This is a genomic window from Candidatus Midichloria mitochondrii IricVA, from assembly GCF_000219355.1.
GTDB lineage: Bacteria > Pseudomonadota > Alphaproteobacteria > Rickettsiales > Midichloriaceae > Midichloria > Midichloria mitochondrii.
In genome coordinates, this window is the sequence record NC_015722.1 from 296,576 (window position 1) to 322,474 (window position 25,899).

Annotated in this window: 28 protein-coding genes and 2 pseudogenes; 19 read left to right on the forward strand and 11 right to left on the reverse strand. The window is 35.4% G+C overall.

Going from position 1 to position 25,899, the window contains the following annotated elements; translation table 11 throughout:
• The first annotated feature begins 74 nt into the window (after positions 1-74).
• Positions 75-353, forward strand: a complete 279-nt coding sequence (locus tag MIDI_RS09225) for a hypothetical protein (RefSeq protein WP_041185359.1) — start codon at positions 75-77, stop codon at positions 351-353.
• Positions 354-669: 316 nt separating this feature from the next.
• Here the strand turns inward: MIDI_RS09225 and MIDI_RS01635 are convergent, their stop codons facing one another.
• On the reverse strand, positions 670-990 hold the full coding sequence (locus MIDI_RS01635) for an FG-GAP repeat domain-containing protein (protein ID WP_237697402.1): 321 nt from the start codon (positions 988-990) through the stop codon (positions 670-672).
• 544 nt (positions 991-1,534) lie between these two features.
• Here MIDI_RS01635 and MIDI_RS08425 point away from each other — a divergent pair.
• From MIDI_RS08425 to MIDI_RS01660, 6 genes are all read left to right on the forward strand, one after another.
• Entirely contained in the window at positions 1,535-1,696 is a 162-nt protein-coding gene (locus MIDI_RS08425) for a hypothetical protein (protein WP_160162195.1), read from the forward strand.
• A gap of 88 nt (positions 1,697-1,784) precedes the next feature.
• Entirely contained in the window at positions 1,785-3,053 is a 1,269-nt protein-coding gene (locus MIDI_RS01640; protein ID WP_013950850.1) for a pentapeptide repeat-containing protein, read from the forward strand.
• 11 nt (positions 3,054-3,064) lie between these two features.
• On the forward strand, positions 3,065-3,499 hold the full coding sequence (gene hemJ, locus MIDI_RS01645; RefSeq protein WP_013950851.1) for a protoporphyrinogen oxidase HemJ: 435 nt from the start codon (positions 3,065-3,067) through the stop codon (positions 3,497-3,499).
• Positions 3,496-4,668, forward strand: coding sequence for a bifunctional phosphopantothenoylcysteine decarboxylase/phosphopantothenate--cysteine ligase CoaBC (gene coaBC, locus MIDI_RS01650; RefSeq protein ID WP_013950852.1), 1,173 nt, complete (start codon positions 3,496-3,498; stop codon positions 4,666-4,668). Before hemJ ends, coaBC begins: the two co-directional genes overlap by 4 nt.
• Positions 4,669-4,672: 4 nt before the next feature.
• The gene (locus MIDI_RS01655; protein ID WP_041185360.1) at positions 4,673-4,936 is read left to right on the forward strand and encodes an FAD assembly factor SdhE; all 264 of its coding nucleotides are present in this window, start codon (positions 4,673-4,675) and stop codon (positions 4,934-4,936) included.
• A 362-nt stretch (positions 4,937-5,298) separates the two neighbouring features.
• Entirely contained in the window at positions 5,299-5,586 is a 288-nt protein-coding gene (locus tag MIDI_RS01660; protein WP_041185361.1) for a hypothetical protein, read from the forward strand.
• Between the two features lie 98 nt (positions 5,587-5,684).
• Here the strand turns inward: MIDI_RS01660 and rlmB are convergent, their stop codons facing one another.
• Together rlmB and lptC are read right to left on the reverse strand one after the other, a co-directional pair.
• Positions 5,685-6,404 (reverse strand): 23S rRNA (guanosine(2251)-2'-O)-methyltransferase RlmB, encoded by a 720-nt coding sequence (gene rlmB / locus MIDI_RS01665; RefSeq protein ID WP_013950854.1) that lies wholly within the window; start codon positions 6,402-6,404, stop codon positions 5,685-5,687.
• 13 nt (positions 6,405-6,417) lie between these two features.
• Positions 6,418-6,993: an LPS export ABC transporter periplasmic protein LptC gene (lptC, locus tag MIDI_RS01670; RefSeq protein WP_160162196.1), complete on the reverse strand. Its 576-nt coding sequence runs from the start codon at positions 6,991-6,993 to the stop codon at positions 6,418-6,420.
• A gap of 70 nt (positions 6,994-7,063) precedes the next feature.
• On the opposite strand from lptC, the gene hscB reads away from it, so the two are divergent.
• Genes hscB through mutL form a run of 3 tightly spaced genes read left to right on the forward strand, consistent with a single transcriptional unit; the run spans position 7,064 to position 10,980 of the window.
• The gene (gene hscB / locus MIDI_RS01675) at positions 7,064-7,660 is read left to right on the forward strand and encodes a Fe-S protein assembly co-chaperone HscB (RefSeq protein WP_013950856.1); all 597 of its coding nucleotides are present in this window, start codon (positions 7,064-7,066) and stop codon (positions 7,658-7,660) included.
• Positions 7,647-9,146 carry an Hsp70 family protein gene (locus MIDI_RS01680; protein WP_013950857.1) on the forward strand — a complete coding sequence of 500 codons (1,500 nt, stop codon included), beginning with the start codon at positions 7,647-7,649 and terminating at the stop codon, positions 9,144-9,146. Before hscB ends, MIDI_RS01680 begins: the two co-directional genes overlap by 14 nt.
• Position 9,147: 1 nt before the next feature.
• Positions 9,148-10,980 (forward strand): DNA mismatch repair endonuclease MutL, encoded by a 1,833-nt coding sequence (gene mutL / locus MIDI_RS01685; RefSeq protein WP_013950858.1) that lies wholly within the window; start codon positions 9,148-9,150, stop codon positions 10,978-10,980.
• Between the two features lie 114 nt (positions 10,981-11,094).
• Here the strand turns inward: mutL and MIDI_RS08855 are convergent, their stop codons facing one another.
• A complete protein-coding gene (locus MIDI_RS08855) occupies positions 11,095-11,274 on the reverse strand; it encodes a hypothetical protein (protein ID WP_192805753.1) in 180 nt (59 codons plus the stop codon).
• A gap of 254 nt (positions 11,275-11,528) precedes the next feature.
• On the opposite strand from MIDI_RS08855, the gene MIDI_RS10565 reads away from it, so the two are divergent.
• Positions 11,529-12,056 (forward strand): transposase, encoded by a 528-nt coding sequence (locus tag MIDI_RS10565; protein ID WP_052567663.1) that lies wholly within the window; start codon positions 11,529-11,531, stop codon positions 12,054-12,056.
• Positions 12,035-12,262 (forward strand): hypothetical protein, encoded by a 228-nt coding sequence (locus MIDI_RS08430; protein ID WP_052567664.1) that lies wholly within the window; start codon positions 12,035-12,037, stop codon positions 12,260-12,262. The genes MIDI_RS10565 and MIDI_RS08430 overlap by 22 nt, the downstream gene beginning before the upstream one ends.
• A gap of 535 nt (positions 12,263-12,797) precedes the next feature.
• Here the strand turns inward: MIDI_RS08430 and MIDI_RS01695 are convergent.
• The 5 genes from MIDI_RS01695 to MIDI_RS08435 form a co-directional block, all read right to left on the reverse strand.
• Positions 12,798-13,103 (reverse strand): HU family DNA-binding protein, encoded by a 306-nt coding sequence (locus tag MIDI_RS01695; protein WP_013950860.1) that lies wholly within the window; start codon positions 13,101-13,103, stop codon positions 12,798-12,800.
• Between the two features lie 137 nt (positions 13,104-13,240).
• Positions 13,241-13,660 (reverse strand): hypothetical protein, encoded by a 420-nt coding sequence (locus tag MIDI_RS01700; protein ID WP_013950861.1) that lies wholly within the window; start codon positions 13,658-13,660, stop codon positions 13,241-13,243.
• A 105-nt stretch (positions 13,661-13,765) separates the two neighbouring features.
• Positions 13,766-15,535, reverse strand: coding sequence for an LTA synthase family protein (locus MIDI_RS01705; RefSeq protein ID WP_160162197.1), 1,770 nt, complete (start codon positions 15,533-15,535; stop codon positions 13,766-13,768).
• A 96-nt stretch (positions 15,536-15,631) separates the two neighbouring features.
• Positions 15,632-17,053, reverse strand: a complete 1,422-nt coding sequence (locus MIDI_RS01710; protein ID WP_013950863.1) for a nucleotide transport protein — start codon at positions 17,051-17,053, stop codon at positions 15,632-15,634.
• A gap of 151 nt (positions 17,054-17,204) precedes the next feature.
• Complete coding sequence (locus MIDI_RS08435) at positions 17,205-17,348, reverse strand: hypothetical protein (protein ID WP_160162198.1); 144 nt, start codon at positions 17,346-17,348, stop codon at positions 17,205-17,207.
• Between the two features lie 407 nt (positions 17,349-17,755).
• On the opposite strand from MIDI_RS08435, the gene MIDI_RS09660 reads away from it, so the two are divergent.
• The 7 genes and pseudogenes from MIDI_RS09660 to MIDI_RS01735 all read left to right on the forward strand — a co-directional run bounded on the left by MIDI_RS09660 (position 17,756) and on the right by MIDI_RS01735 (position 23,591).
• Positions 17,756-17,884 carry a hypothetical protein gene (locus MIDI_RS09660; protein WP_272940977.1) on the forward strand — a complete coding sequence of 43 codons (129 nt, stop codon included), beginning with the start codon at positions 17,756-17,758 and terminating at the stop codon, positions 17,882-17,884.
• A complete protein-coding gene (locus MIDI_RS09665) occupies positions 17,869-17,997 on the forward strand; it encodes a hypothetical protein (protein ID WP_272940978.1) in 129 nt (42 codons plus the stop codon). The genes MIDI_RS09660 and MIDI_RS09665 overlap by 16 nt, the downstream gene beginning before the upstream one ends.
• Positions 17,998-18,427: 430 nt before the next feature.
• Complete coding sequence (locus MIDI_RS01715) at positions 18,428-20,467, forward strand: S9 family peptidase (protein WP_013950866.1); 2,040 nt, start codon at positions 18,428-18,430, stop codon at positions 20,465-20,467.
• A gap of 180 nt (positions 20,468-20,647) precedes the next feature.
• On the forward strand, positions 20,648-21,508 hold the full coding sequence (locus MIDI_RS01720; RefSeq protein WP_160162200.1) for a mechanosensitive ion channel family protein: 861 nt from the start codon (positions 20,648-20,650) through the stop codon (positions 21,506-21,508).
• Positions 21,509-21,653: 145 nt separating this feature from the next.
• Positions 21,654-22,226: pseudogene (locus MIDI_RS01725) on the forward strand (epoxyqueuosine reductase QueH).
• 2 nt (positions 22,227-22,228) lie between these two features.
• A complete protein-coding gene (gene mnmE / locus MIDI_RS01730; RefSeq protein WP_013950870.1) occupies positions 22,229-23,341 on the forward strand; it encodes a tRNA uridine-5-carboxymethylaminomethyl(34) synthesis GTPase MnmE in 1,113 nt (370 codons plus the stop codon).
• Between the two features lie 40 nt (positions 23,342-23,381).
• The gene (locus MIDI_RS01735) at positions 23,382-23,591 is read left to right on the forward strand and encodes a hypothetical protein (RefSeq protein WP_041185363.1); all 210 of its coding nucleotides are present in this window, start codon (positions 23,382-23,384) and stop codon (positions 23,589-23,591) included.
• Positions 23,592-23,967: 376 nt separating this feature from the next.
• Here MIDI_RS01735 and MIDI_RS10570 read toward each other — a convergent pair.
• Together MIDI_RS10570 and gshA are read right to left on the reverse strand one after the other, a co-directional pair.
• Positions 23,968-24,590: pseudogene (locus tag MIDI_RS10570) on the reverse strand (IS982 family transposase); the annotation flags it as partial.
• An 84-nt stretch (positions 24,591-24,674) separates the two neighbouring features.
• Positions 24,675-25,883 (reverse strand): glutamate--cysteine ligase, encoded by a 1,209-nt coding sequence (gene gshA, locus MIDI_RS01745; RefSeq protein WP_148234090.1) that lies wholly within the window; start codon positions 25,881-25,883, stop codon positions 24,675-24,677.
• Positions 25,884-25,899 lie beyond the last annotated feature (16 nt).

The window sequence follows — 25,899 nt, forward strand, 5'->3', positions numbered from 1 at the left end:
GCCACCCGAGACCCGCCCATAACTCCGCCTTGTAATGCCCCACACGCGATACTAAGTGGATTAGCAGTAAGTAGGTGCAAAATGGTGTTGCCATTATGCTTCCAAATACCATATCGGCGGCTATGTTTGGCGGAGCGATGCCGTGGTGTGCTGGATTTGGCAAATCTCTTTCAATTGCCCGATGGCTGTTTCAATCAATCCACGCCCTGCAAGAAGCAGTTGTTTTAAAGCCGCAAGCTGGTTTTGTTTTTCATGTTTTTCTTAAGCCGTGTGATGAGCTCAATACCTTGATTGCTCAGTGTTTTTGCTTATATACTCCCGATCTCCGAATAAGAAGGCCTGTCAAATATTGAGTCAGTCTCTCGACAACGGCTCGATCGTCCGTATTACCCGAAGTCAGTGTGAATGCCTTTGCAGCAATTCAGCAGAATGACCAACGGGATGACCACATCTTGCATCAGCTCAACAAAGCGATTGTAGCTGACAAGCTTTGGCAATTCCTCTCTGAGGGAGGTTTGAACACAGTTTAGGTAAAAAATCTTTGAAGGTCCGGTAAAAATGCCTCAAATGAAACAAAACGAGGATCGTTATAAATTTATCGTGAAATTGAGAAAAACCTAATGGTTACACAGCTTCTTTGAGAAACCATATCAGATAATTTCTTTAAGCTTACCTCAAACCGGGGTTAACTATATTATCTAATTTTCCATCAGAATTTAAATCATCTAATGCCAACTCTCTAGCCCCAGAACCGATACTATAAAAAACAGCAGACTTAAAAGTACCATCACCATTGCCTAACAGTATGGACACAGTAGTTGAACCATAATTAGTATTTACCATATCTAGCTTGTCATCATGAAGTAACAGCCAGCCGCACCAAAAATGCCATTGCCGCTTCCTATTAATATGGAGATTGTATTCAGCCACTAAATCTTGTTTCCCGTCGCTATTAAAATCCCCTGCTCCTAGCAACGTTTGGCTCGCCATCATCATTGAAGTTTCCTACAGCAACATCCACCGGGTTATTGCCAACACCGGTGCTTGAAGCCAGTGCAAAAATTATTACTCACTTTTTACCTTCCACGCGCGTTGCTGTACCAAGACTATAATATATCTGATTAATCATGCAACCAAATTCTGCGAAACTAGGATAACAATCTTGTTGACCAAAAAATAAAAACCACAATAATTAGTTTGTAGTGGGTTTTTTAACCACCCCTTATAAAGCTCTATGGGGATCACCACCGAAACAGCGTACATGAATAAGCACTATTCTTTTGCGTCAAGCAATAGACCATAATCAACATACACACCTAACTTCTGCCCTAAATTTCATGTATTTACAATCTCATATTCAAGAACATTTTATCAAGAACATCTTTTAGAACTTTTGCAATATCATCATCTATACGTTATTAATCGACAAAAATTCTAGGCGGATGTGGCACACAGGTCACAGGAGCAAAAATCTGGGTTATGACACTGTCTTACATAACCTCTTCCAGGTTACGATAACATATGCCAATCAAAATTGTGCCGAGACATCAAACAAGACCGCATATATCAAGCTGAATACTACGATCTGCTTGCTACTTATAAACCGTTCGTTATTTATTTAGATAAGCAGGATGCCGCTTCTCTTGAAATAAAAATGGAAGAAATAGAAGATTTAATTTGTTCAAAGCCCAATTAGTTATACCGAATATTAAAATTAAATTGTGTTGGCCTTCAGTATATTTTATATTCATTAAGATGAAACTGGTTTTATCTATTATTCAAATATGCAGCGTGTTATTTGGTTCTTGGTGTTCAATGCTTTGTCCTCAATAGCATTTGCAAATGAACAACCAGAAGGCGGTACTAAGGATGTAATTCAATTGATTAATGAAAGTGAAAACCCTCCTTTATCTAACGAATTTTCAGATGTTGAGTACGTGCCCTCGCCCCTTACAAGACAAAATGTAGAAGATTATCTAAATCAACAACGCAAAGAGAAATTACCAATTAATATATCGGATGACTTAACAGAAAACTTGTCAGGTCTTGATTTATCAGGCTTAAACTTTAGTAATGCGAAGATGTTAAGAGTACAACTAATGAATTCTAATATATCTGACGTAAATTTTAGCAACGCCTATATGGAAGAGATTAACTTAGTTGGTGCCAATGCGCTTAGAGCTAATTTTACCAACGCAAGTATTGCAGCTTCTAATTTTGAAAAAGCTAACTTAACGAATGCTGTTTTAAATAACACCTATGCTGAAGAAGTAATTTTCAAAAATGCCAACTTAGAAAGCACATTAATTACTAATTCTAACTTGAATTTTGCTGATTTTACAGAAGCTATACTAAACAACACCAAACTTATTTATTCCTCCGCAACAAACGTTAATTTTGCCAACAGTAAGGGTAATCACTTGAACCTTAAGCAATCTGATTTAACAAAAGCTAACTTAAGCAATATCTCTTGGTCGAATCCCAACTTGGAGAGCGTGACCTTAAATGAAGCAGATCTTACCAATGCCAACTTTATTAAGGCAAACTTATTTGCGATGATAGCACGTAAAGCCACTATGAATAATATAAGTATCCAAGGTGCTTATGCAGAAGCTGCTGATTTTAATTACTCTAAAATCACTAATGCTAATCTCAAGGGAATAGTCTTTAATAATGCATTCTGCAGGTATTGTGACCTGTCTAATTCAAATTTTAGCATATCAATGCTGTCTAACACTGATTTCAGCTACGCTAATTTAAGTAGCATTAATTTAACCTCCGCTATCTTAAGTGAAGCTATAATGATTGATACCAAAATGTCTCAATCAATTTTAGATAGAGCGTTTTTAAGCGGAGCTAACCTTTCTTTCTCCGATTTTAGTAATGCAAATATCATCGAATCCAATTTCGATCAATCCAATCTAAGATCAGCAATATTTTCAAATGCTAAATTTGAAAATAATACTTTTAACAAAGTAATCGGTATTTCTCAAAATGATATTGACCGATTAACTAAACCCGTTATTAATACTTCTGATAACAAATTGGCTTAAAAACGAATTAAATGAAAGAATTTGTTTTAAATAATTATTTGTTAATTAAATCCTTACATATTATAGCAATTATTTGCTGGATGGCTGGCTCGCTTTATCTTCCACGATTATTTGTTTACCATACTAGATTCTCACCTAAATCAGAAGCATATGAGACCTTTCTGACGATGGAATTCAAATTAATTAGATATATTATGACTCCAAGCATGCTCTGCGCATTTTTATCTGGAGAGCTATTAATATATGCTCAAGAAATGACAACATGGTTGCATGTCAAATTGACAGCCGTGATGTTGTTAGCAACCATGCATGGGCTAATGATAAGGTACTACAAAAATTTCTATAATCATACCAATACCCAATCTGAAAAATTTTTTAGATTCCTTAACGAAATACCAACTATCCTAATGATTTTAATAGTTATGATGGCTGTAATGAAACCATGAAAAACGTTATATTAGGAATATCTGGAAGTATAGCAGCATATAAAGCCATCGAACTAGCAAAACTGTTAATCAATGCTAATTATAATATTAATATAGTTTTATCGAAGTCAGCTACTGATTTTATCTCACCTTTAACTCTTAAATCATTATTTCCTAAAAAAGTTTTTCTTGCAGAGGGAACTTTAGATGATCATGATCAAATGCTTCATATCAGCCTTGCTAAACAAGCCGGCCTCATTTTAATTGCTCCTTGCTCTGCCAATATGATTGCAAACTTAAGTAATGGAAGCGCCCCTTGTTTATTAACTTCATTATGTCTTGCGACAAAAGCGAAAACCGTCTTAGCCCCGGCCATGAATGTGGTAATGTGGGAGAACCTTATAGTGCAAGCTAATATAAAAAAATTAAAAGAGCGTGGAATGCTCATTATCCCTCCAAGCAGCGGAAAGCAAGCCTGCGGCGATAACGGAGTTGGCAGAATGCCCGAACCCCACAATATTTTAGAATACATTGCTAGTATTGACTTTGTATCATATCATACATTAAAGGGAAAGAAAGCAATTGTTACTGCCGGCCCAACTCATGAGAAAATTGATCCTGTAAGATTTATAAGCAACTGTAGCTCTGGAAAAATGGGCTATAATTTAGCGAAGGCTGCTCAGATGTTAGGAGCTACGGTCACATTAATATCTGGACCCACCTCTTTAAATCCTCCAGAAAATATGGAATTGATTAGGGTGAACTCAGCTCAAGAAATGTTTGAAGCTGCTCACCGGAAAGCAGCAAACTGTGATATATTTATCTCAGCAGCAGCTGTTGCTGATTATAAGCCGAAATCTATTTCCATAGAAAAAATTAAAAAGGGCGCTGACTTCAGCTTAAAATTAGAGAAAAATCCTGATATAATTTATGAAATAAAGTCCCAATTCCCTCATATATTTTGTTTAGGCTTTGCGGCAGAAACTACTAACCACCTAGAATACGGCTATCAAAAATTAAAGGCAAAAAATTTAGATGCGATTGCTATTAACGATGTATCCAAAGGGAAAGTGTTTAATGAGGATTATAATGAATTAACCGTCATTACTAAAAACGGTACGGAATTTGTAATTGAAAAAAATCCAAAATTGGAAGTAGCTTTTAAGCTCTTATGTACTTTACTTAAATAAAAAGATGAAGGAACTAACCAAAAAATTATACTTTAGAAGCCTAAACAGAGGCTGTAAGGAGCTGGATATTATTATCGGGCAATTTGCCAAACTTTACTTAGATAAAATGACATTACCTGAGCTTTTAGGGTATCGAGACCTTTTAGAACTAAACGATAATTATCTTTATAATTATATTAGTGAAGCCATTAAAAGTGATTCCCGAACCATTGAGGGAACTATAATGAAAAAAATTGTTGATTTCGTTAAGTTAAGATCTAGCAATTAAATTTAAGCAATACAACTTCTATATATTTTTTAATAAGACGCTAAAGCCTTAGCAGCCTTCTTTATTTAATTCAAAAATTCTTCTTCACAGCTCTATTGCAAATTATATAATATATACAAGCAAGAAAGTGCTCCCCCGCTGTGATTTATGTGATTTTGTTGCGGCGCGTTGACGAGGCAGTGGGCTACTTGAGGCTTAGATATGAATGAGTTAATGCTAAAACTTTTTTATTCAATCATGATTGGTATTGTAATCTCCGCTCCTATTGGGCCCGTAAGTGTATTATGCATCAGATACACCTTTAAAACAAAGTTTATTAGCAGGTATTATTGTAGGAATTGGGGCTGCTAGTGGCGATATAATTGTTATTTTTAAGTTTACATTCTATTTATACCGAAAGAACTGCAAAAGTAGAGATCAATCCTACTAAGTATAAAAGGGGTGATTCGAACAAATATATCTTCACCATTTCTTTCTTTACCACCATACTTAATCCAATGACTATTATACTCTTTGTTAGTATGTTTTCTGCTATAGGTCTAGAATTAGATTCTCTGATAGAGTATGTGGTCATACCTATGGGGGGTGTTTATAGGAACAATAAGTTGGATGACAGTAACGGCCTTATTGTTGCAGTACATCAAGCATAGAATAACTAATAGGACAGCATACTATATTAATTTTCTTTCTAATATATCAATAGCAGGCTTTGGTTTTGTTGCTGTTAGTAGCGCTCTTTATAGCTATTTCATTTAATTGATAAATGATAAAGCGCTATTGCTGCAGCGCATGAAACATTAAGGCTCTCAACAGCTTGATTCATCGGAATTTTCAGTATGAAATCACAATGTTTTTTTGTAAGCGGCCGTAAGCCCTTTTCTTCTGATCCTAGTACTAATACAATTTTATTATAAGAAACAGGATTGAAAGTATTAAGATAATTTTCTGCTTCCCCATCTAACCCTATTACCCAAAAGCCGTGCTTTTTTAAGATTTCAATTGATTGAACAAGATTTACAACACGGATGAAAGGTATCAACTCAAAAGTTCCGGCAGCCGATTTTGTAAGGCTTGGTGTCTCGTGAGGAGAGTTGTCTATTGTAGTCATTACTGCATCAACTGAAAAAGCTGCCGCTGACCTAAAAATCCCTCCTACATTTTGCGGATCTAAAATTTGATCGAGAATGACTACTAACCGTTTTGCTTTATTAATATCAATAAAATTATCTAACCCTGGTTGTTTTAATAGCTCTGTTAAGACTGCAATACCTTGAATTACAGCATCATGGTTTTTTAAGATTGCCGCTAGCTGTTTATTCTCTATCACCTCCGTTTTATTTACAAAAGTAGACGGTACTAAGCGTCTGTTTGATTTCGTCACCAAAATCTTTTTGATTAATCTATTTGGGTTCTTGAGCACTGCTAGGCAATTATGCTTACCGTACAACCAATGGGTATTTTTTTCCATAATCAATCAATCACTAAATTTGCCTTAGCATTGCCATAAAAAGTAAGATTTTTTCTTTCTTATTGTAAACTATTTTAAAGCCATTAGCGCTCAATTGCTCATCTTGAGATTTTAATGATACCGGCTTATTGCTAGTAATTATTCCCTTATCAAACTTAATCCAAATTGAAGAAGCACTTATTGTATCGCCATCTGGCATATCAATCTTAACTTTTTTTTCTAAATATATCTGTTTTTTATCCATTAAAGCAAAACCTTTTTCTGCATATATTTCCGTTTCTTTATCACCATAGATAAATATCCTTAAATATACATCCTGCATTATAATTTTATTCTGGTCGTAATTAGTCCGATGAGCCTTTATAAAAAAGGGCTGCCCTTGTTTATCGACACCAAATATTTCTGATTTTATAATTAAGCTCTCCCCTTGTTTAGAGGTATGCAGTAAATTTTTCTGGCTTATGGCAGTTTTAAAATCATTTTTATCGGCATTATTATGTATAAAAAATAGCGCGATCACTATCGCAATAGAGATTAGCACTAATAAATTCTTTAAGCTTGAAATCACGCTCTTCTTAAAAAGAGACATAAAAATATCTGTATAATAAAAATTTTTTGGATTATATATCATACTAATTTCAATTGCAAAATTAGAAACTATGAGCGGTATAGTTTGTCCACATTGCGAAGCATTGGTTTTGTCGAGTTATAAATGTTCCAACTGCACTAAAGTATTACCAATTATTGAAACCAACCCCTTTTCGTTACTCGGTCTTCCTGCCGCATTCGGCCTTACCAAAGTAACCATTCAAGAAGCTTTAATAAAAAAGCTCCTAATTTACCACCCCGATAAATTTGCTCTAGCAGACTCTTTAACAAAAAAAATAATCACAGAAAATTCTGCCTTATTAAATACAGCTGCAAGAACATTGAAAGATGAAGTAAAAAGAGCAGAAAACTTATTATTAATTCGAGGATTTGACTTAAATAACAATCAGGATCTAATCCACCAACAAGTGTTATTAGACTCTTTAGAAATTCAAGAACAAATAGAAGGAGCCAATACTAAGGGTGCATGTGAAGTGCTACTAGACTGTATTCTAAAACAATTAGAATATAACTATCAAGAAATGGCAGTGGCTTTTGAGAAAACTGATTTGAATCCGGCTTATAAATTAGTTGTTAAAAGAAATTTTTTACTAAGAGCCAAATGTAATATAGAAAATAAATTAGAAAAATTATATGAAGTTATATAACATCACGGAGCCCAGCGAAGCAATTCCTGCAATAGGCATTGACTTAGGGACCACTAATTCGTTAATCGCAGTTAAAAAAGAAAAAGCATACGTTATCGCAGACGAACATGGGGATAAAATTTTACCGTCGGTTGTTCTTCATAGAGACGACGATGTTATAGTAGGAAAAGAAGCAGTGGGATTAGAGCGTTCTATTTCTTCGGTGAAACGCCTTATTGGAAAAGGAGTTGAGGATATCAAAACAAAAGATGTTGTAACAAAAATACATTACAACTCTGACCGTCAGAACATCTTCCTTGATATAAATGGCAAGCACGTTTCCGTGGTAGAAGTTTCTGCAGAAATTCTAAAAGCTTTAAAACAAAGGGCAGAGAAGGTTTTGAATCAGGCAGTTACTAAAGTAGTTATAACCGTTCCTGCATATTTTGATGATGCTAGTAGGAATGCAACAAGAGCAGCAGCTCAACTCGCAGGGCTTGAAGTTTTACGCTTAATCAACGAACCAACCGCTGCTGCGCTTGCTTATGGCTTAGATAAAAAGAGCCATGGTGTATTTTTAGTGTATGATTTAGGTGGTGGAACTTTTGATATTTCAATTGTCACCAAAAAAGAAGGAGTAATGCAAGTCATCGCAACCGCAGGTGATGTCAGCTTAGGTGGGGACGACTTTGATTTAATTTTATTTAAGCTTATTAAAGCAAAATATCAATTAACTGATCAGCTAAACAATCAGATCTTAATGGAAATTAAAGAAATCAGAGAAAACCTGACAGTACAGCCAGTGTGGAGCGGGTTGTTTTCAAAGCGGCATATCCATATTGCTCGAAAAGAATTTGAACAAGCAATAGATCCTCTTTTAAGAAAGACAGTTAAACTAATGCAGAGAGCTCTTAGGGATGCTGAACTCCGACAAGAGGAAATAGCCGATATAGTCTTAGTTGGAGGGGCAACAAGGACTCCGGCGGTCAAAAAGATTATTAAAGATTTTTTTAATAAAGAACCACTAGACGAAGTTAACCCCGATGAGATAGTTGCTCTCGGCGCAGCCGATCACGCTAATTCACTTCTTAACGGTAATGAAGATGATTCTCTATTACTAGACGTTACTCCTTTAACACTTAGTATAGAATTAATGGGTGAAGTTGTGGAACGTATAATCCCAAGGAATACACCTATTCCGATTTCAATTACTAAGACCTTTACCAATTATAGTGCGGAACAAACTGGGATGAAACTAAATATATTGCAAGGCGAAGGAGAAACAGTTGCCTCTTGTAGATCTCTTGGAACCCTTGAATTAAAAGGTATTCCAAAAATGCCAGCTGGCGAGGCCCGGGTTGAAATAACTTTCATTATTGATGCAAATGGTGTATTAACTGTTATAGCTTGTGAAAAAACTCAAAATATTCATCAAGAAGTCACTTTAAATCCAACTTACGGTTTAAGTGAAGAAACATTACTAAAGTTATTAAAATTAAGTAGTTAAAATGAGCATTAAACTTCTTTCAGAAAAAGCCATTAATCGTATTGCCGCTGGCGAAGTGATTGAGAGACCGGTTTCCGTTGTTAAGGAATTAATCGAAAACTCTGTTGATGCAGACGCTACCGCAATTGATATAACATTTGCAAGGGGTGGCAGAACATTAATTTCTGTTGCTGATAACGGCTGTGGCATTCCCAAAGAAGAGCTAAAACTTGCTTTACAGCGTCATGCCACTTCAAAAATCCAGGAAGATAATTTAGATAAAATAGAGTTTTTTGGCTTTAGAGGCGAAGCGTTACCTTCAATCGCAGCAGTTGGCTTAACGACAATTGTAAGCCGTACTTCTTCAAGTGATACAGCTTGGAAAGTTGAGTCCCTAAACAAAAATTATGGTGAAATAAGTTTAAGTATTGCAAAACGGAATATAGGCACAACTCTTGAATTAAGAGATATATTTTGTTTTACGCCTAATCGCATAAAATTTTTAAAATCAGAAGCCGCCGAAAATGCAGCATGCCTTGATTTAGTTAAGAGGTTTGCCCTTTGTTTCCCCAAAATCCAATTTCACTTAACTATTGATGACAAAGTAGTTCTAACTTCGAATTCTTCAAAAGAGAATCTAAATCTCAATAATCTTTTAGGGGAGGATTTTAGTGAAAATACTATAAACTTTCACTACAAAAATTCAGATATAACTTTAAGCGGTTATATAGGCCTACCAACTTTTAATCATCCAACTTCAGTGCGCCAATATTATTTTGTTAACGATCGAGTAGTAAAGGACAAGCTACTAGCTACCGCTGTAAAGATTGCTTATGCAGATCTAATACCACATGGTAGGTACCCAGCCATAGTGCTGTTTGTCGACTGTTCTCCTCATCATGTCGATGTAAATGTTCACCCGACTAAATCCGAGGTAAGGTTTGCTGATGAGCAATTAATTAAGAAACTCATTATTGATGCAATTCGCTCCAATATTAACGCCAATAGAGGTAAGCAGTCTACTAATATCTTTAGCGATCAAGTGATTAGAATTATCGAAAAAAATCAACCTGCGCAATTTAGCAAACATTCTTTAAGTAAAATCCCGGAAGGAGTTCCGTTTAAAGATAAACAACCACCTACTGGCTTTAAATATTTTGAACAACCTCCTACAGTAATGCTAGAGGATATAATCAAGCCTCAAATGGTAAAACTGCTAAAACCTCAAGAAGAAGAGAGAACAAAAGGAGAGGATATTCAAGAAGACACTACTAGTTTCTTGGGTTACGCAATTGCGCAAATCGACAACACTTATATAGTTTCCTTAACTCAAAATAATGAGGTTATAATCACTGACCAGCATGCTGCGCATGAGAGAATTGTTTTAGAAGAAATGAAAAAGCAAATTATAGAGCATAATATTAAAGTACAGAATTTATTAGTGCCAGAGGTATTAAGCTACGATAAGGCTTTGGTTGAGCTATTAATTTCTAAAAAAGATGAGCTTAAAAATTTTGGTATTACAATCGAAAGACATGGAATAAATCAAGTTTCGGTGCTTACAATTCCTGCATTAATGCAAAACTTGAATTTAAAAGACTTATTTGACGTTATCTTAAAAGATATACAGGAATTAAATGAGATAAATAATATTGATTTATTTATTAACCACGTTTATGGAAATATGGCCTGTAAAAATAGCATTAAAGCCAATAGAAAGCTTTCTGACGAAGAAATGAATGCACTTTTAAGAAAAATGGAAAAAACTCCTTTTATTGAACAATGCAATCATGGTCGCCCAACTTATATCAAAATTAGCGCTCAAGATTTAAGTAAATTTTTTGAACGTCATTAACGAACGATCAAAAGCATCTGAATTAATAGTATTCTAACGTTAACCTCCGCCTTAGCCTATTATACCATTTTTATAAAGTAACTTTACATGGATATACCGAGTGCTATAATAACCTCAGTTCGACGTAAGGAGTAGAGGCCCAGCGAGCCTATTTTCCATGAGATATATTGGGTTTGAAGACATAAGCCAAGAGCCCTGAGAAAGAGGTCTGCCAAGAAATTGTTTGGCGAGCGATGCCGTGGTGTGCTGGATTTGGCAAATCTCTTTCAATTCTCCGATGGCTGTTTCAATCAATCCACGCCCTGCAAGAAGCAGTTGTTTAAAAGCCGCAAGCGGGTTTTGTTTTTCATGTTTTTCTTAAGCCGTGGGTGACGAGCTCAATACCTTGATTGCTCAGTGCTTTTGTTAACCCCAGTTTGAGGTAAGTTTTAAAGAAATTATCTGATATGGTTTTAAAGAAGCTGTGTAACCATTAAGTTTCTCTCAATTTCACGATAAATAAGGAAAGTGGTTTCCCTAGTAGAGATATTTTGTTTGATTGATGATTTTTGCAAGCGACAACTCACGTACCAAAGATCCTTAAGAAACTCGCAGAGACAAAGGGAACGAGAGTCTGGGATGATGCTTTCCGAAGTTATAACGATCCTCGTTTTGTTTCATTTGAGGGCATTACCGGATTCAAAGATTTTTACCTAAACTGTGTTCAAATCTCTTTCAGAGAGGAATTGCCGAAGCTTATCAGCTACAATCGCTTTGTTGAGCTGATGCGAGACGCGGTCATTCCGTTGGTCATTCTGCTGAATTGCTGCAAAGGGAAACAAACAGGTACGTTGACTCAACAAAAGCTGGAAAGGTTTGTCATAACTTACGTACTAGCCGTAATAAGGTCCTTAAAGGCGTCGCTCAGCGTGGGAAAACGTCGACCCGGATGGTTCTTTGGCCTCAATGATCAAGGAGAGATTATGTCATTCACACTGACTTCGGGTAATACAGATGATCGAGCCGTTGTCGAGAAACTGACTCAATATTTGACAGGCCTTCTATTCGGAGATCGGTGGTATATAAGCAAACACTGAGCAATCAAGGACAAAACCCGCTTGCGGCTTTTAAACAACTGCTTCTTGCAGGGCGTGGATTGATTAAAACAGCCATCGGACAATTGAAAGAGATTTGCCAAATCCGGCACCACACGGCATCGCTCGCCAAACAATTTCTTGACAGACCTCTTTCTCAGGGCTCTTGGCCTATGTCTTCAACCCAATATTATCTCATGGAAAAATAGGCTCACGGGCATACTCCTTACGTCAAACTGAGGTTTTTTACCCTCTGGTTAATTTTAGAGGTTCACTAGAACGATAACTACCCGATAGCCAGTTACCTCGCTTTAAAAACTTGGGCTATTTTTGATTGCGCACCATAAACAGCGCCTTCGTTAGCGCCTCCAAAAAATGGGTACAATTAGCAATTGTTTGACCTAGTGAATTTTTATTTATAAGCACTGTTATGGAAAACAACCTGGGCACCCAGGTCTTTGGGGCAGCTAAAAGTTCTATTGTGTTTATAGCAGTAAAGAAAAAAGGTCTCGTATTCCTCAATTTGAAAGGGCGCTATGTAGGATTGGGTATTTAATTTCCCTCCAGGATAGCACAATGGATAACTGAAGCAATAAAAAACAGACCCCCTTCTGCCCTTTGGTAAGCTTCGCTACTCCATTACCCTGCTTTTCGCTATAGGAGCCATAACCCAAGCCTCACCAAATCCCTAAGACTCATTTAAGCCTTTCGCTTTACCTTGGTTACTTCTTGCTAAACTTTTAGTTAGGTGACCCCGGCCAACACCCACTTTTTATGCTGGTTAGCTGCTTCTTTTAACTCCTTGCCTGCGCTGAATCTTGGTCTTTTGGTCGCAGGAACTTTAATTATTTTGCCAGTTTGTGGATTTCTAGCATCTCTTGCAGCCACGTCTTTTACTTTAAAAGAGCCAAAGCCAACTAATCTGATCTCACCCCCACCCTGTAAAGTTTCTGTTACTATAGAAATAAAAGAGTCTACAAATCTAGCTGCCTCAGCTTTTGTTGAATTACTATGAGTAGCAATTGCTGCTATAAATTCTGTTTTGTTCATAATCTATAAAAATAATAAATAATATGCAAGATAATAGTAATATATGCTTTATGTCTAGTGTTTTTATTAAATAGTTGTTAGTTGATTAAGTATATACCAAAATATTCAATATAATTTAGTTCCTAATACTCTGCTTGCTAATCATTAGTTAAGCCTTGTTCCTTACCTTTAAAGTTGTCTAAAATATCTCTCTCAATTTTTTCTTGTTTTTTAGACTCCTCAACATTGATTTTTTTCAGAATGTATTCATATTTCTTTTGCTCAGAACGTATATCTCTTAATTGATCACGGATCGTTTCTAGTTCCAATTCCTTTTTCTTTATATCGACTATGATAGATTTCTGCTTTTTTTGCTCCAATTCAAAAAACTCTACAAAACCATAAGTGCTTCCATAATTTGTTACTATCTCTTTTTCTTGAGCAATTTGGTTAATAGAACTCCGCAATCTCTTTGATAGTTCAGCTAATTCTGCTTTCTCACTAAATAATTCTTGCTGCTTTTTATCAAGCTCTACGCCTATTTTTTTTAATATTTTCTTGATCGTGCTCTTCTTCATTTAAGCGGTCTGTTTAATAGATAATATTACTATATGATTAAATAGAGGTAGTATTTTTAATATGCTCGTAAAATAGAAGAAGTTCAATCTCCTGCTCAAATTATATTAATGTTTTTTACTATATAAACGCCAATTAGTTGCGGTTTGGAAATAAGATATAGCGGTTTCTAATAAATTTTTGTCCTCTTTCTCAAGCGCAACAAATTGTTCTTCATTATCTTTAATGAAAAACTTCTTTTGTCTAGTAGGGCTCAAAACAACCATCTTATCATTTTCTATATAACCCATTTCTCTATAATTCGAAATAAATGCCCTGTTAGGGTTCTCTCTTAGTAAATCAAGACCATAGAATTGAGTTTCATATTCTATATCTAAAATCCCTAATAAAGTTGGAGCCAAGTCTATCTGGCTTGAGAGGTTATTTATAATTTTTGGAGTTAATATCTTAGGAGCGTACAGGAATAAAGGTATACGATGTTTATTTGGATCGAGAGCTATTTTTCCACAACTACTTGCTGCATGATCTGCTATAATAACAAATATTGTATTATCAAACCATGGCTTCTTTTTAGCCTCTTCTAGGAACTTGCCTATAGCATAATCCGTGTATTTGACTGCACTTTCTCTTTTTTGGGCGGTTAAATCTATCCTGCCCGCTGGAAAGGTAAAAGGCCTATGATTTGAAGTGGTCATAATCACTTGAAAGAAAGGTAAAGATTTTTCATGTAAAATATCTATTTCCCTTAATGCCTTATTTAATAAATCTTCATCACACACTCCCCAAGCATTTGAAAAAGTTACTTCTTTACTTTTGAAGTCTGCTCTATCTATAATTTGATAACCATTGTTTTGAAAAAAGTAGTTCATATTATCAAAATAACCAAAACCACCATATACGAATTGGTTATGATAACCTTTTGCCTTCAAAACTCCTCCTAAAGAAAACATATCTTCATTTTCTGGACGCCTTACTATAGAATTTCCTGGAATTGGTGGAATAGAAAGAGTTATAGCAGCAAGTCCATAAACTGTACGGGTGCCGGTTGCATACATATTAGTAAAAAAGACTGATTTATCCTTCAGGTCGTCTAAATAAGGAGTAATATTGAGCGTATTACCAAAGGCGCTTAAAAATTCAGCGCTTAGACTCTCAACAATAATAATAACGATATTATGTTTTTTTTCTTTAACAGTTGATTTAAGAGATCTGATTATAGAGCCCTCATGAAAGTTTTGTTTAAATTTAGATTGCAAGATGTTGAACCTAGCTGGCTCGTCTAGGGTTACATAAAATTCCTCATATGATAAATCGTTATGAAAATAAGCTGAGAATAGAGAGTACAACCCATTTTTTGATATCTCATTAATATATCTGTTATCACTATTTACTAAGTCATTATTAACAAAAGAATAAGAGGCAAAATTAAATAGAACTAATATAGCAAAAGGTAAAAGTCTGTTACCATTAATAGTGGTCTTTAAGAATTTAAACAATACTACAGCGGTCATCAGAGAACCTATTGAAAGTCCAATGAGAATTTCAATAAATGCATATGATTGCATAAGATTTTTTATTACTTCGTCAGTATAAACTAAATAATCTACCGCTATAAAATTAAATCTCGATTTAAATTCGTACCAAAAAATAATCTCTGAGGTGGTGGCAAGAAAAATAATAAGTATAAAAGTAAAAAATACAAAAAATCTTAAGATTTTAAATATTATAATCTCTTCTTGAGTAAGCCAAATTAGGGTAGTTAAAGATAGGACTAAAAGTATCCACCCAAAAGTCACAAGATCATATAAAAAGCCATAACTGAATATGGTTATATAGTTGAGAAAAGATATAGAATCTGTATCAGATATACTTAACAAATATAGTCTTAGAGCTACTTGTATAAAAAAGAATAAAAAAAACTCGACTCGAAAAGTTTCGGAAAATTCGGTTAACTTGTACATAAAAAACAAAAACTACTTTTGATATATTTTATTATTAAATTCATAAGACAAAGCCATTACCGATAGTAACCATACTGCGACAATTATTATCATTATTAAGAATACATTGGGTACTAGAGTTAATAATGAAGAGCCTGGTATAAAAGAGAGCATTATCCATTGAATAAACGCTCCCCAAGCCTTTCCTAGTCTTAGTGTTAAAATATCAAAAGCTTTGCTTATTGATCTTAAAGGCTCAGGCAGAGGAATAAACGCTATCTCCTTTGTCGGGTCAAAGAAAGCATGGCAAGAGCGACTAAATATATTTTGTATTGCTCCAAAGAGGATAGCTATTGAAATCATTCCTATACTCTCTACGTTAGTACCGTCTTGAGAAACGTAATCACAGTAAATGAGCGCTGAGAAAAAAGCTGCGGTTGTAATAAAGATAACTATTGGTGTTATTAACGAAGCTGCCTTCCAGGTTATAAATCTCATCAAATAAGCACTGATTAACATAAAGATCATAGAAGTAACAGCAGTGTAAGTTTGAATATGCCCCATGAAGTTACTATAATCTATTGGATCAGGATAAGAAGATCTCACTATACTCTTCCAAATTGATTCAACTAATATTGAAGTGAAAGCATAACAGAATACTAAAGCCATTATTAAAATGGTATATCTTGATGAAAATACCAACTGTAAATTACTTATCAAGTTATCTCGACTCGGGTAAATAGCTTGTTGAACCTGGTTTATGTTATTTATTCCAACAATAAAACGGCTTAAATATAAAAAAGTTAATGAGATTAAGAGGCTTAAAAATACTATTGTTAAGATAAGATAATGAAATGTTTGATCCCACGCGCCATACAAACCAAAATTAGCAAAATATTGTATAGTTTCGCCAGAAGCAACCATGCCCATCTGCCCTACTAACATTATTATAGGATATACTTTCTTCGCTTGCTTCACGTCAGTAGTTTGATTAACGATTTGCCAAAATAATAACATGAGCATTACACTGCCCCAAAGTTCGGCGATAATATAAAATAAACCATGAGTCCAATTACTACCAACAATTACCAAATAACGTAAGAAATACCAATCAGCTCTTATCTCACGCATAAAGTGTGGCTCTAGCTTTATATTTAATGATTCCGCATTCGGATAAATAAAAAATGCGTAAATAAGAAAGAATAACGAGAAAAAGAGATTCATTGAATGGTAAATTGTTGTCTTTTTTACTTTCTTTAATAAGTTCGTGTAGGTAAGAATTATTATGATAGTAACGGGCAAGGTACCGTATAATTTTAGAGTTGTAATGACCTCGACCCCCAAAGCGGATATGACTAAAGCGTCTTTAACTGCTCTTGTAAGTCCAAATACATATACTGTTAAAATCATCAAAGCGCAGATGAAGAACAGCTTTTTGTGTTCATATTTAATCATTTAAAAAAAGAATATTTTTTCGTCACGACAAAGGTTATATGTATCTATAAAAGATTAAACACATTTAATTAAAATAATTAAACAAATATGCATCCAATAAATCCGTTTGTTAAATTTTTATTAAAAATCGGCTTCGTGCATTATAGTAACCTCAGTTTGACGTTAAGGAGTATGCCCGTGAGCCTATTTTTCCATGAGATATATTGGGTTTGAAGACACAAGCCAAGAGCCCCCGAGAAGAGAGGTCTGCCAAGAAATTGTTTAGCGAGCGATGCCGTGGTGCTGGATTTGGCAAATCTCTTTCAATTGTCCGATGGCTGTTTCAATCAATCCACGCCCTGCAAGAAGCAGCTGTTTAAAAGCCGCAAGCGGGTTTTGTTTTTCATGTTTTCCTTAAGCTGTGTGAAGAGTTCAATACCTTGATTGCTCAGTGTTTTTGCTTATATACCACCGATCTCCGAATGGAAGGCCCGTCATAACTTAAGTATTAGCCGTGGCAATGCCTGGTAATTATAGACAGCAATAAGAGGGTGTTGATATCTTCGCAGTAAAACGGGAGTAGAAATGACAATCAAGTGTAAATATTGCGGCTCCAGCGAGCAGGTGAAGAATGGCGTGGTATAGGGACAGCAAGAGGTAATAGGGTGCAAGAATTGCAAAAAGAATTACCGAGAAGGTGATAAGCGGCAGAATACACTATGAATGATAGACTTAAAACCTAACCTTGAGGAGTGTGGAATTAGGACGATAGAGAGACTGACTGGAATCCATAACGGCCAAATATCTTCATGGATCGAAGGACGGGGGGACGCTATGTGCAAGAAAAGTTAGATAAGAGCTGCAACAGCACAAAGTCACTTAAGGATATCGAGGTCCTAGAGATTGAGGAGCTGTGCACATATAGAATGGAAGTGGGAGTACACCTTTATATTGATTGCTGTTGATAGAGGATCAGGTGAAATTATTGATTTTGAAGGTAGGTTGACGGGAGCAAGGCAACCTACCTGAACCTGTCATTTAGGCTTTGAGGAACGTTATAAAATTGAGCATGTACAGATGATTACAGCGTTTATGAATACTACAAAATCTCCGTGCACCATCACAAAACAAAGGCTGGGACATCATTGTGGTAGAATCAAAGAATTCTTTAAGAGGCATTATCTAGCTAGTTTTAATCGAAGAACGAAGCGCTATAGCAAACCCCTGAGGATGCTTTGCGCTACTCTTACCCTCTTCTTCCATAGGCATTTGCTGGATTTGAAACTCCTATCTACTAAATACTAGGCAATGCCACTATGGGTAAAAAATACTTAATGAAGATTATTATAATATTACTTATTATGAACCACAATAATCTTTTTGTAATTAATTGAAATGACTAAGCCGATCGCTTTAAGAAAAGAATATAAAACTATAGATGGAAGGATAGATTATTATCACTGGTTAAGGGACCCAAATTGGCCGGATGTGAAGGATCCTGAGATATTAAGTTATTTAAATCAAGAAAATGCATATACTGACGCTCATATTTCAAAGGATTTAGTAGATAAAATTTTTATTGAGATGAGAGGAAAGTTAGAGGAAGCTGACAAAACTGTACCATATTTAAATGGTTGGTATTATTACTATTCCTATATCCTGGAGGGACAGCAGTATTGGATCCACGCTAGAAAGAAAGAGAATAATGAGAGGGAAGAAATTTTATTAGACGAAAATCAGCTAGCCCTGAATGAAAAGTATTTAAGAGTAAGCACTCTTAAGATTTCTCCAGATCATAAGAAAATTGCTTATCTGGCCGATTATGGTGGTGATGAGAGATATATGGTTTATGTTAAGGATATAGAAAGCGGAGAAATAATAGAAAATAATGTTGATGACGTAATTGGAAATATAGAGTGGGATGGGTTAGGGAAAGGATTTTTTTATACTCCTGCTGGCAAATTTTGGCGAGCTGATAGAATTTATTATCATGAAGTTGGTAAGGAAAAGAAGGATGATAAACTTTTATACCAAGAAAAAGACAACACTTTTTCTGTAGCCATAGAAAAAAGTAGTAGTAAAAATTATATATTTTTCATGTCAAAAAGTGCGACTGCTTCTGAGTACCATTTTATTGATTCTCGTAATCCGCATCAACTGCCGCAAGTTATACATAGTAGAACAAATAACCATATCTATGAGGTTGTGCATACCCGAGATAGCTTTTTCTTGAGAATCAATGATGTTGCTCCTAATTTTAGAGTTATTCAGGTTTCAATTAATGATCTAAAAAATTGGCAGGAATTTGTACCTTCCTCTGATTACTATATCCAAGATATTTACGCTTATGAGGACTATTTAGTTTTACTAACTAGGTTAAAGGGGCGAGCTAAAATAGAAATAATTAATTTACTAGAAAATAAAATCCAAAGAATTGATGTTGAAGGCGAATTCTATGAAATTTTTATTATACATAATACCTTTAATGATCGTGCCTTAAGGTACCTATATAGCTCTTTGAAGACTCCAAGGACCACTATAGATTATGATTTCGTTACGGGCGAAAAAAAGGTTTTAAAAGTACAAAGAATACCAGGGGGCTTTGATCCCTCAAAATATATTTTAAGGAGAATTTGGGCTGAGACCAGTGATAATATTAGCATCCCTATTTCCATTATATATAATAAAGAGAAGGCAAAGCTGGATGGCTCGGATCCGCTGTATTTGTACGGCTACGGCTCATATGGGTATGCAGTGCCAGCTAGCTTTAGGTCACATATCTTCTCTTTGGTGGATAGAGGTTTTACCTATGCTATAGCCCATATTAGGGGTGGTGATGAATTAGGAAAATCTTGGCACGAAGCAGCAAAGTTTTTAAATAAAAAGAATACTTTTACTGATTTTATAGAATCAGCAGAGAAGCTCATAGAAGATAAATATACTGCTCCAGGTAAAATAGTGATTAGTGGAGGGAGCGCGGGCGGTATGCTAGTTGGAGCTTGTATAAATATGAGACCAGAACTTTATAAAGCAGCAGTTGCACATGTTCCATTTGTTGACGTCTTAAGTACTATGCTTGACGAATCTTTACCACTTACTCCTGGCGAGTTTAAGGAGTGGGGTAACCCTAAAGAAAAAGAGTTTTATGAGTATATAAAATCATATTCACCTTACGATAACGTTGTTCCACAGCGTTATCCACATTTATTTGTGACTGCAGGGCTCACTGATCCAAGGGTAACGTATTGGGAACCTGCCAAGTGGGTTGCTCTATTGCGTCACACCAAAAAAGATGATAATATGCTACTGTTAAAGACTGACATGAGTTCTGGCCATGGGGGGCCTTCGGGCAGGTTTGAATTCTTGCGGGAATTAGCGTTGGAATATGCATTTATATTGGGTTTATATTATGGCGAACAGCATATCAATAATTAAACAAACAGTGAGCTTATTTAACAGTACTGGCTGGATTGCGGTATTATTAGAGAGCTTAGTGATTATATCATTTACTGTATCTGCCAATTTTCTGCTTAGGGTTGTGTTTAATAGAATAAGAATTTTTTAAATTCTACCAGGAAAAATAAGGAATTCCATTGGTATATCGAAATTATGAGAATGGTAGAAAGTCCTCTTCCTAAGGCTCTATGGATTTTTAGCATAGCTTATATAGCAGAACTTATATGTAGATATTGTAAACTTCCCTTTGATTTAATCGCAGCTCTTAGAATGGTTGCAATTATTTTTGTTTTTGCTCAAGCAGCCATATTAGAGGTTGATAAACTAGAGGCAGGGTTAATAGCTCCACCAAAGAAGAATACTCCTAAAATGGATAAGGTAGCAATCGATATTCCTTCTAAGTTAATTAAAGCAATAATATATATAGTTGCAGCTTTAGCTATTATGCAAGCACTTGGAGTTAATATTAATGGAATATTAGCTCTTGGGGGGATAAGCGGTTTAGCAGTAGGTTTTGCTTCTAGGGAGCTACTCTCAAATTTTTTTGGAACAATCATGATTTATTTAGATAAACCATTTATAATTGGAGAATTTGTGAGAGTAGAGGGAAGGAATTGTGTAGGAACTATTGAAAAGGTAGACTGGCGGATGACAACAGTTAGAACCGAAGATAAGAAACAAGTTTTTATTCCTAATTCTGCTTTCTTAACCGCTTCAATAGAAAATTCTTCAAGATTATCACACCGTATTTTTTCCGAAGAAATTAAAGTCCTTTGTGCCGACTATAAAAAAATTATTGGTTTAATAAAAGATATTAAGAGTTTTATCAAAACGCATAAAGAAATTGATGGTAGAGAAAGCATTAGCATTGATATTATAGAAATTTCACAAAATGTGATCAGGTTAAGTATCAAAGGTTTTTCGAAGTATACCGAAGTAGGTAAATTTGGTAAATTCCGGAACAATTTATTAGTTGAGATCGCTGAAATGGTCAAAAAACATGATTTGTTATTAGCTTAATTAAGAAGCAAAATAGAGAAGAAATTGGTTGATCAGCTTAATTTAAAGCTTGCTCTATACGAAGAATTTGCTTAAAATCCAAAAAAACTCAAATAATGATATGTATAAGCCTAATAGAGAGCCACTAGATTTTCCTTTTGAAGGGATGGGGCCCTCTTCCCCCAACAAAAAAGCTTTGTTGCATTCTTGTTGTGCCCCTTGTTCAGGAGAGGTTATAGAAGCAATCGTTGCTTCCGGTATAGATTTAGATTAACCATTTTTTTCTATAATCCTAATATTCATCCTAAAAAAGAATATGAAACGCGAAAAAATGAGAATATCAGATACGCAGAGAAGTTGGGTATAGAGTTTGTTGATGCAGGTTACGATGTGCAAAACTGGTTTGAGAGGGCCAAAGGTATGGAAAAGGGACCAGAGAGAGGCATAAGGTGCACTATGTGTTTTGATATGCGATTTGAAAGGACGGCTCTTTATTGATTGCGGAATAAGAGCTGCGGCAAATTATGAAGGAGTTTCTTATTGAACCTATAATTGGCGTAAAAATGGGGGAAGTGGTAGAATGTGTGAAATTTCAAAAGAAGAGAATTTTTACAAACAAGAGTATTGCGGCTGTATATATTCGTTTCGGGACACTAATTTCTGGAGTGAAAAAAATGGCAGAGAAAAGATAGCAATATGTGAAAATTTCTATCAAAAAAAGCTGGAACAAGGGTCCTAAAAATGCATGACACAATATTTGCTCTTTCAACAGTTTTAGGAAAGTCAGGCGTTGCAGTCATAAGAATTTCTGGCCCCCAAGCCCGCGCGGTAGCAAAATTGATTGGATATGAAAAAGAGTTAGAACATAAAAGGGCTACGTTGGCTACTATATATACCCTAAATAGAGAGCAAGTCCTAGATGAAGTAATTTTGCTTTTTTTTGCCTCACCGCATAGCTTTAATGGAGAGGATATCTTAGAGATTCATTTACATGGCAGCATTGCGATTATAAATGATGTTTTAGCTGAACTCAGTAAAGTGACTTTCTTGAGAATTGCAGAGCCTGGAGAATTCACGAAAATTGCCTTTTATAATGGCAAAATGGATTTGGTGAAAGCAGAGGGTCTTGCCGACTTTTTAGATGCTGAAACTTCCATGCAAAAAATTATTGCTCAAAAGCAGTTGAGAGGAGAATTATCGGACACTTATAATAAATGGCGCACTGATTTAATTGGTGTTCTATCCCAGCTTGAGGCACTAATAGATTTTCCAGAAGATGATATTCCAGAAGAGGTCCTTGATTGGGCCGCAAAAACTGTGCAGTCTTTAATTGAGGAAATTAATTTGCACCTCAGAGGGCATGATCAGGGGGTTTCTATCATGAATGGTATAAATATTGTGATTAGTGGTGCCCCTAATGTTGGTAAGTCAAGTTTAATGAATCTGTTAGCTAAAAAAGAAATCGCGATAGTTTCAGATATCGCAGGAACTACGCGTGACGTTATTCAAGTTAAACTTGACTTAGGCGGGTTCGCAGTTTTGCTTTCTGACACTGCGGGTATTAGAGAAGCGAATGACTTAATAGAGAAGGAAGGGATTAGAAGGGCAAAGCAAGCGATAAAGGAAGCGGATATTAATATTATTGTATTAAATTCTGTTGCCGATTTTATTAGTCATCTCGATAATTTTAGTGATGCAGAGGTAATCTGGATGATTAATAAGGTTGACTTAATGAGCAGGCAAGATGTAGCAAGCAGTATAAACTTATTAACAGAAAAACTTGCTGAATTTAACAGAGAGGACGAAGTAGGTGCTATTTCAACGGTAAGCGGTTATGGAATAGATAATTTTTAAATTTACTGCAGAATAAAATAAAAATAAATACCAAGAGGCAGTGTTATCACCTGTTACCACTAGAATAAGGCAGAAAAAAGGCCTTGAACAATGCCTTACGCACCTGCAGCAATTTAATATTAATAAGAAATTAGAAATTGCTTCTCAAGATGTCAGGATTGCCAGCGAATATATCGGTATGTTGACCGGCAAGATAGGGGTTGAAGAAATTCTAGATGAAATATTTAGCAATTTTTGCATTGGTAAGTAGTCACTGCTTATCTGCTCTATCCAGCAATATATTTGACAAATGATTCAATATTTGAAAATATATTAAATAAATATTGACATAAATTAGCGACAGTTGCACTCGTTGCTGGGTGCGCTTGGGTGGCGCTGTCTATGATTTCTCATCAAAAATAAGCCCAAAATTTTTGGAGCGGGAGTAATGCTCGGCTATAGGGGGACTGTCGCCCTTAGGCTAACCGCTAAGGTTAACATGCCTACCTCCCACGGGGTTTTAGGTAGCTATATGATTTGAGGTCATCTTATGGAAAAGGGGATTTTTGAGCTATCATCCATTCTAAATTCAACGACTTTTGGGGTGGTTATCAATGGGATTTCAAGCACATGATGCAGCGGGATATTCTGTGTCGTCTGCTCTGGTTCTGGATTTGGCAAATCTCTTTCAATTGTCCGATGGCTGTTTCAATCAATCCACGCCCTTGCAAGAAGTAGTTGTTTAAAAGCCGCAAGCGCGGGTTTTGTTTTTCATGTTTTTCTTAAGCCGTGTGATGAGCTCAATACCTTGATTGCTCAGTGTTTTTGCTTATATACCACCGATCTCCGAATAGAAGGCCTGTCAAATATTGAGTCAGTTTCTCGACAACGGCTCGATCATCTGTATTACCCGAAGTCAGTGTGAATGACATAATCTCTCCTTGATCATTGAGGCCAAAGAACCATCCGGGTCGACGTTTTCCCACGCTAAGCGATGCCTTTAAGGACCTTATTACGGCTAATACGTAAGTTATGACAAACCTTCCAGCTTTTTGTTGAGTCAACGTACCTGTTTGTTTCCCTTTGCAGCAATTCAGCAGAATGACCAACGGGATGACCGCGTCTCGCATCAGCTCAACAAAGCGATTGTAGCTGATAAGCTTCGGCAATCCCTCTCTGAGAGAGATTTGAACACAGTTTAGGTAAAAATCTTTGAATCCGGTAATGCCCTCAAATGAAACAAAACGAGGATCGTTATAACTTCGGAAAGCATCATCCTAGATTCTATAATAATGTCAGTTCAAGATAAGATAGAAGGAAAAGTTCTTCATATCTTCTTCATCCTAAACTGCCATTATAATATACAAACTAAATTTGCTACCTTATTTATGAACCATTTAATATACCCAAGAGGCACTTCTATATTAAATTCAGCACCAGAAGAAAATTTCATCCCACTAGAGTTAAGGCTCTGATAAATAGTTTTCTGATCATTATATCGAATCATCTCTCCTACTATTTCTCCATTCACACTATAAATTACTGTCTCTGCAGGATAGCCATCTAGGGTTTTAGCCGTTCTAATACCTTCCTGGATTAGAATTTCATCATTTAAAACTCCGCTTTTAATGGCGTGCATACTATGCCTATACTTTTTGTTAATTGTAAGTATCGTATCGGTATCTTGAATCTCAAGAATTCCCATACCAAGAGTACCTTTATTAGATTTTAGAAATAAATATGGAGATACTGTGATATTATGGTCTGCGTATGTAGTTTTTATCCTACTAATAATTTGGTCTGCGGTGCCTTTTAACTCTTTTAACCCTATTTTATCGCGGAAATTAACGCCACCCACGGTATCAAATTCAGCAGAAATTAAAAATGGATCAATTTTAATTATTTGTGATGCCTCTTCTATCAATTCATTATATATTTTAAAATGATTAGATTTTTTTCTGCTATGCCATCCGTGTTGTGGATCGGGTAGGATTTTTTGTTCAATATTTTCTAATTCCTCTGGAAATGCTTCGGTTAAGTCATTGTTCAACAATATAAAGTCTGGATACCAATCGCTAGCTCCATCAGTTATAAAAACTTTACCAGATTTTCTTTGTAGGGCGTGAGTGAATGTTGTAGGCCCTTCTTCTGCTTTAATAAACTTATTAGCCACATCTCCAATAGTTGCTAATTTGATTTCAGCGTTAGTTGCACTTGAAATTATGGATTGTAATTGCAAGACATTATTAAAATAAGCGTAATTACGAGTGAAATTTTCAATAACTATGAGTATTTTTTGATACTGCGCTAAAATTTTCTTAAAGTTTTGAATCGATTCCTGGATGCCGTTAATAGATAAATTATGAAAACCACCAGGAAATAAATTGCTGTCAACATGACATATTTTATAATTCGAAATTCTCAAATCTAGAGAATGGTAAATTGGCCAGTTTCTTCCATCTCTTTTTTCTTCAATCCAGTCTTGAATTTGAGAGAGGCTACTTTTTATGACGCTATTAAGCGCGTTTAAATCTGCCGACATCACAGCTTGAGTTGGTAACAAAATTATACCTCAAAAT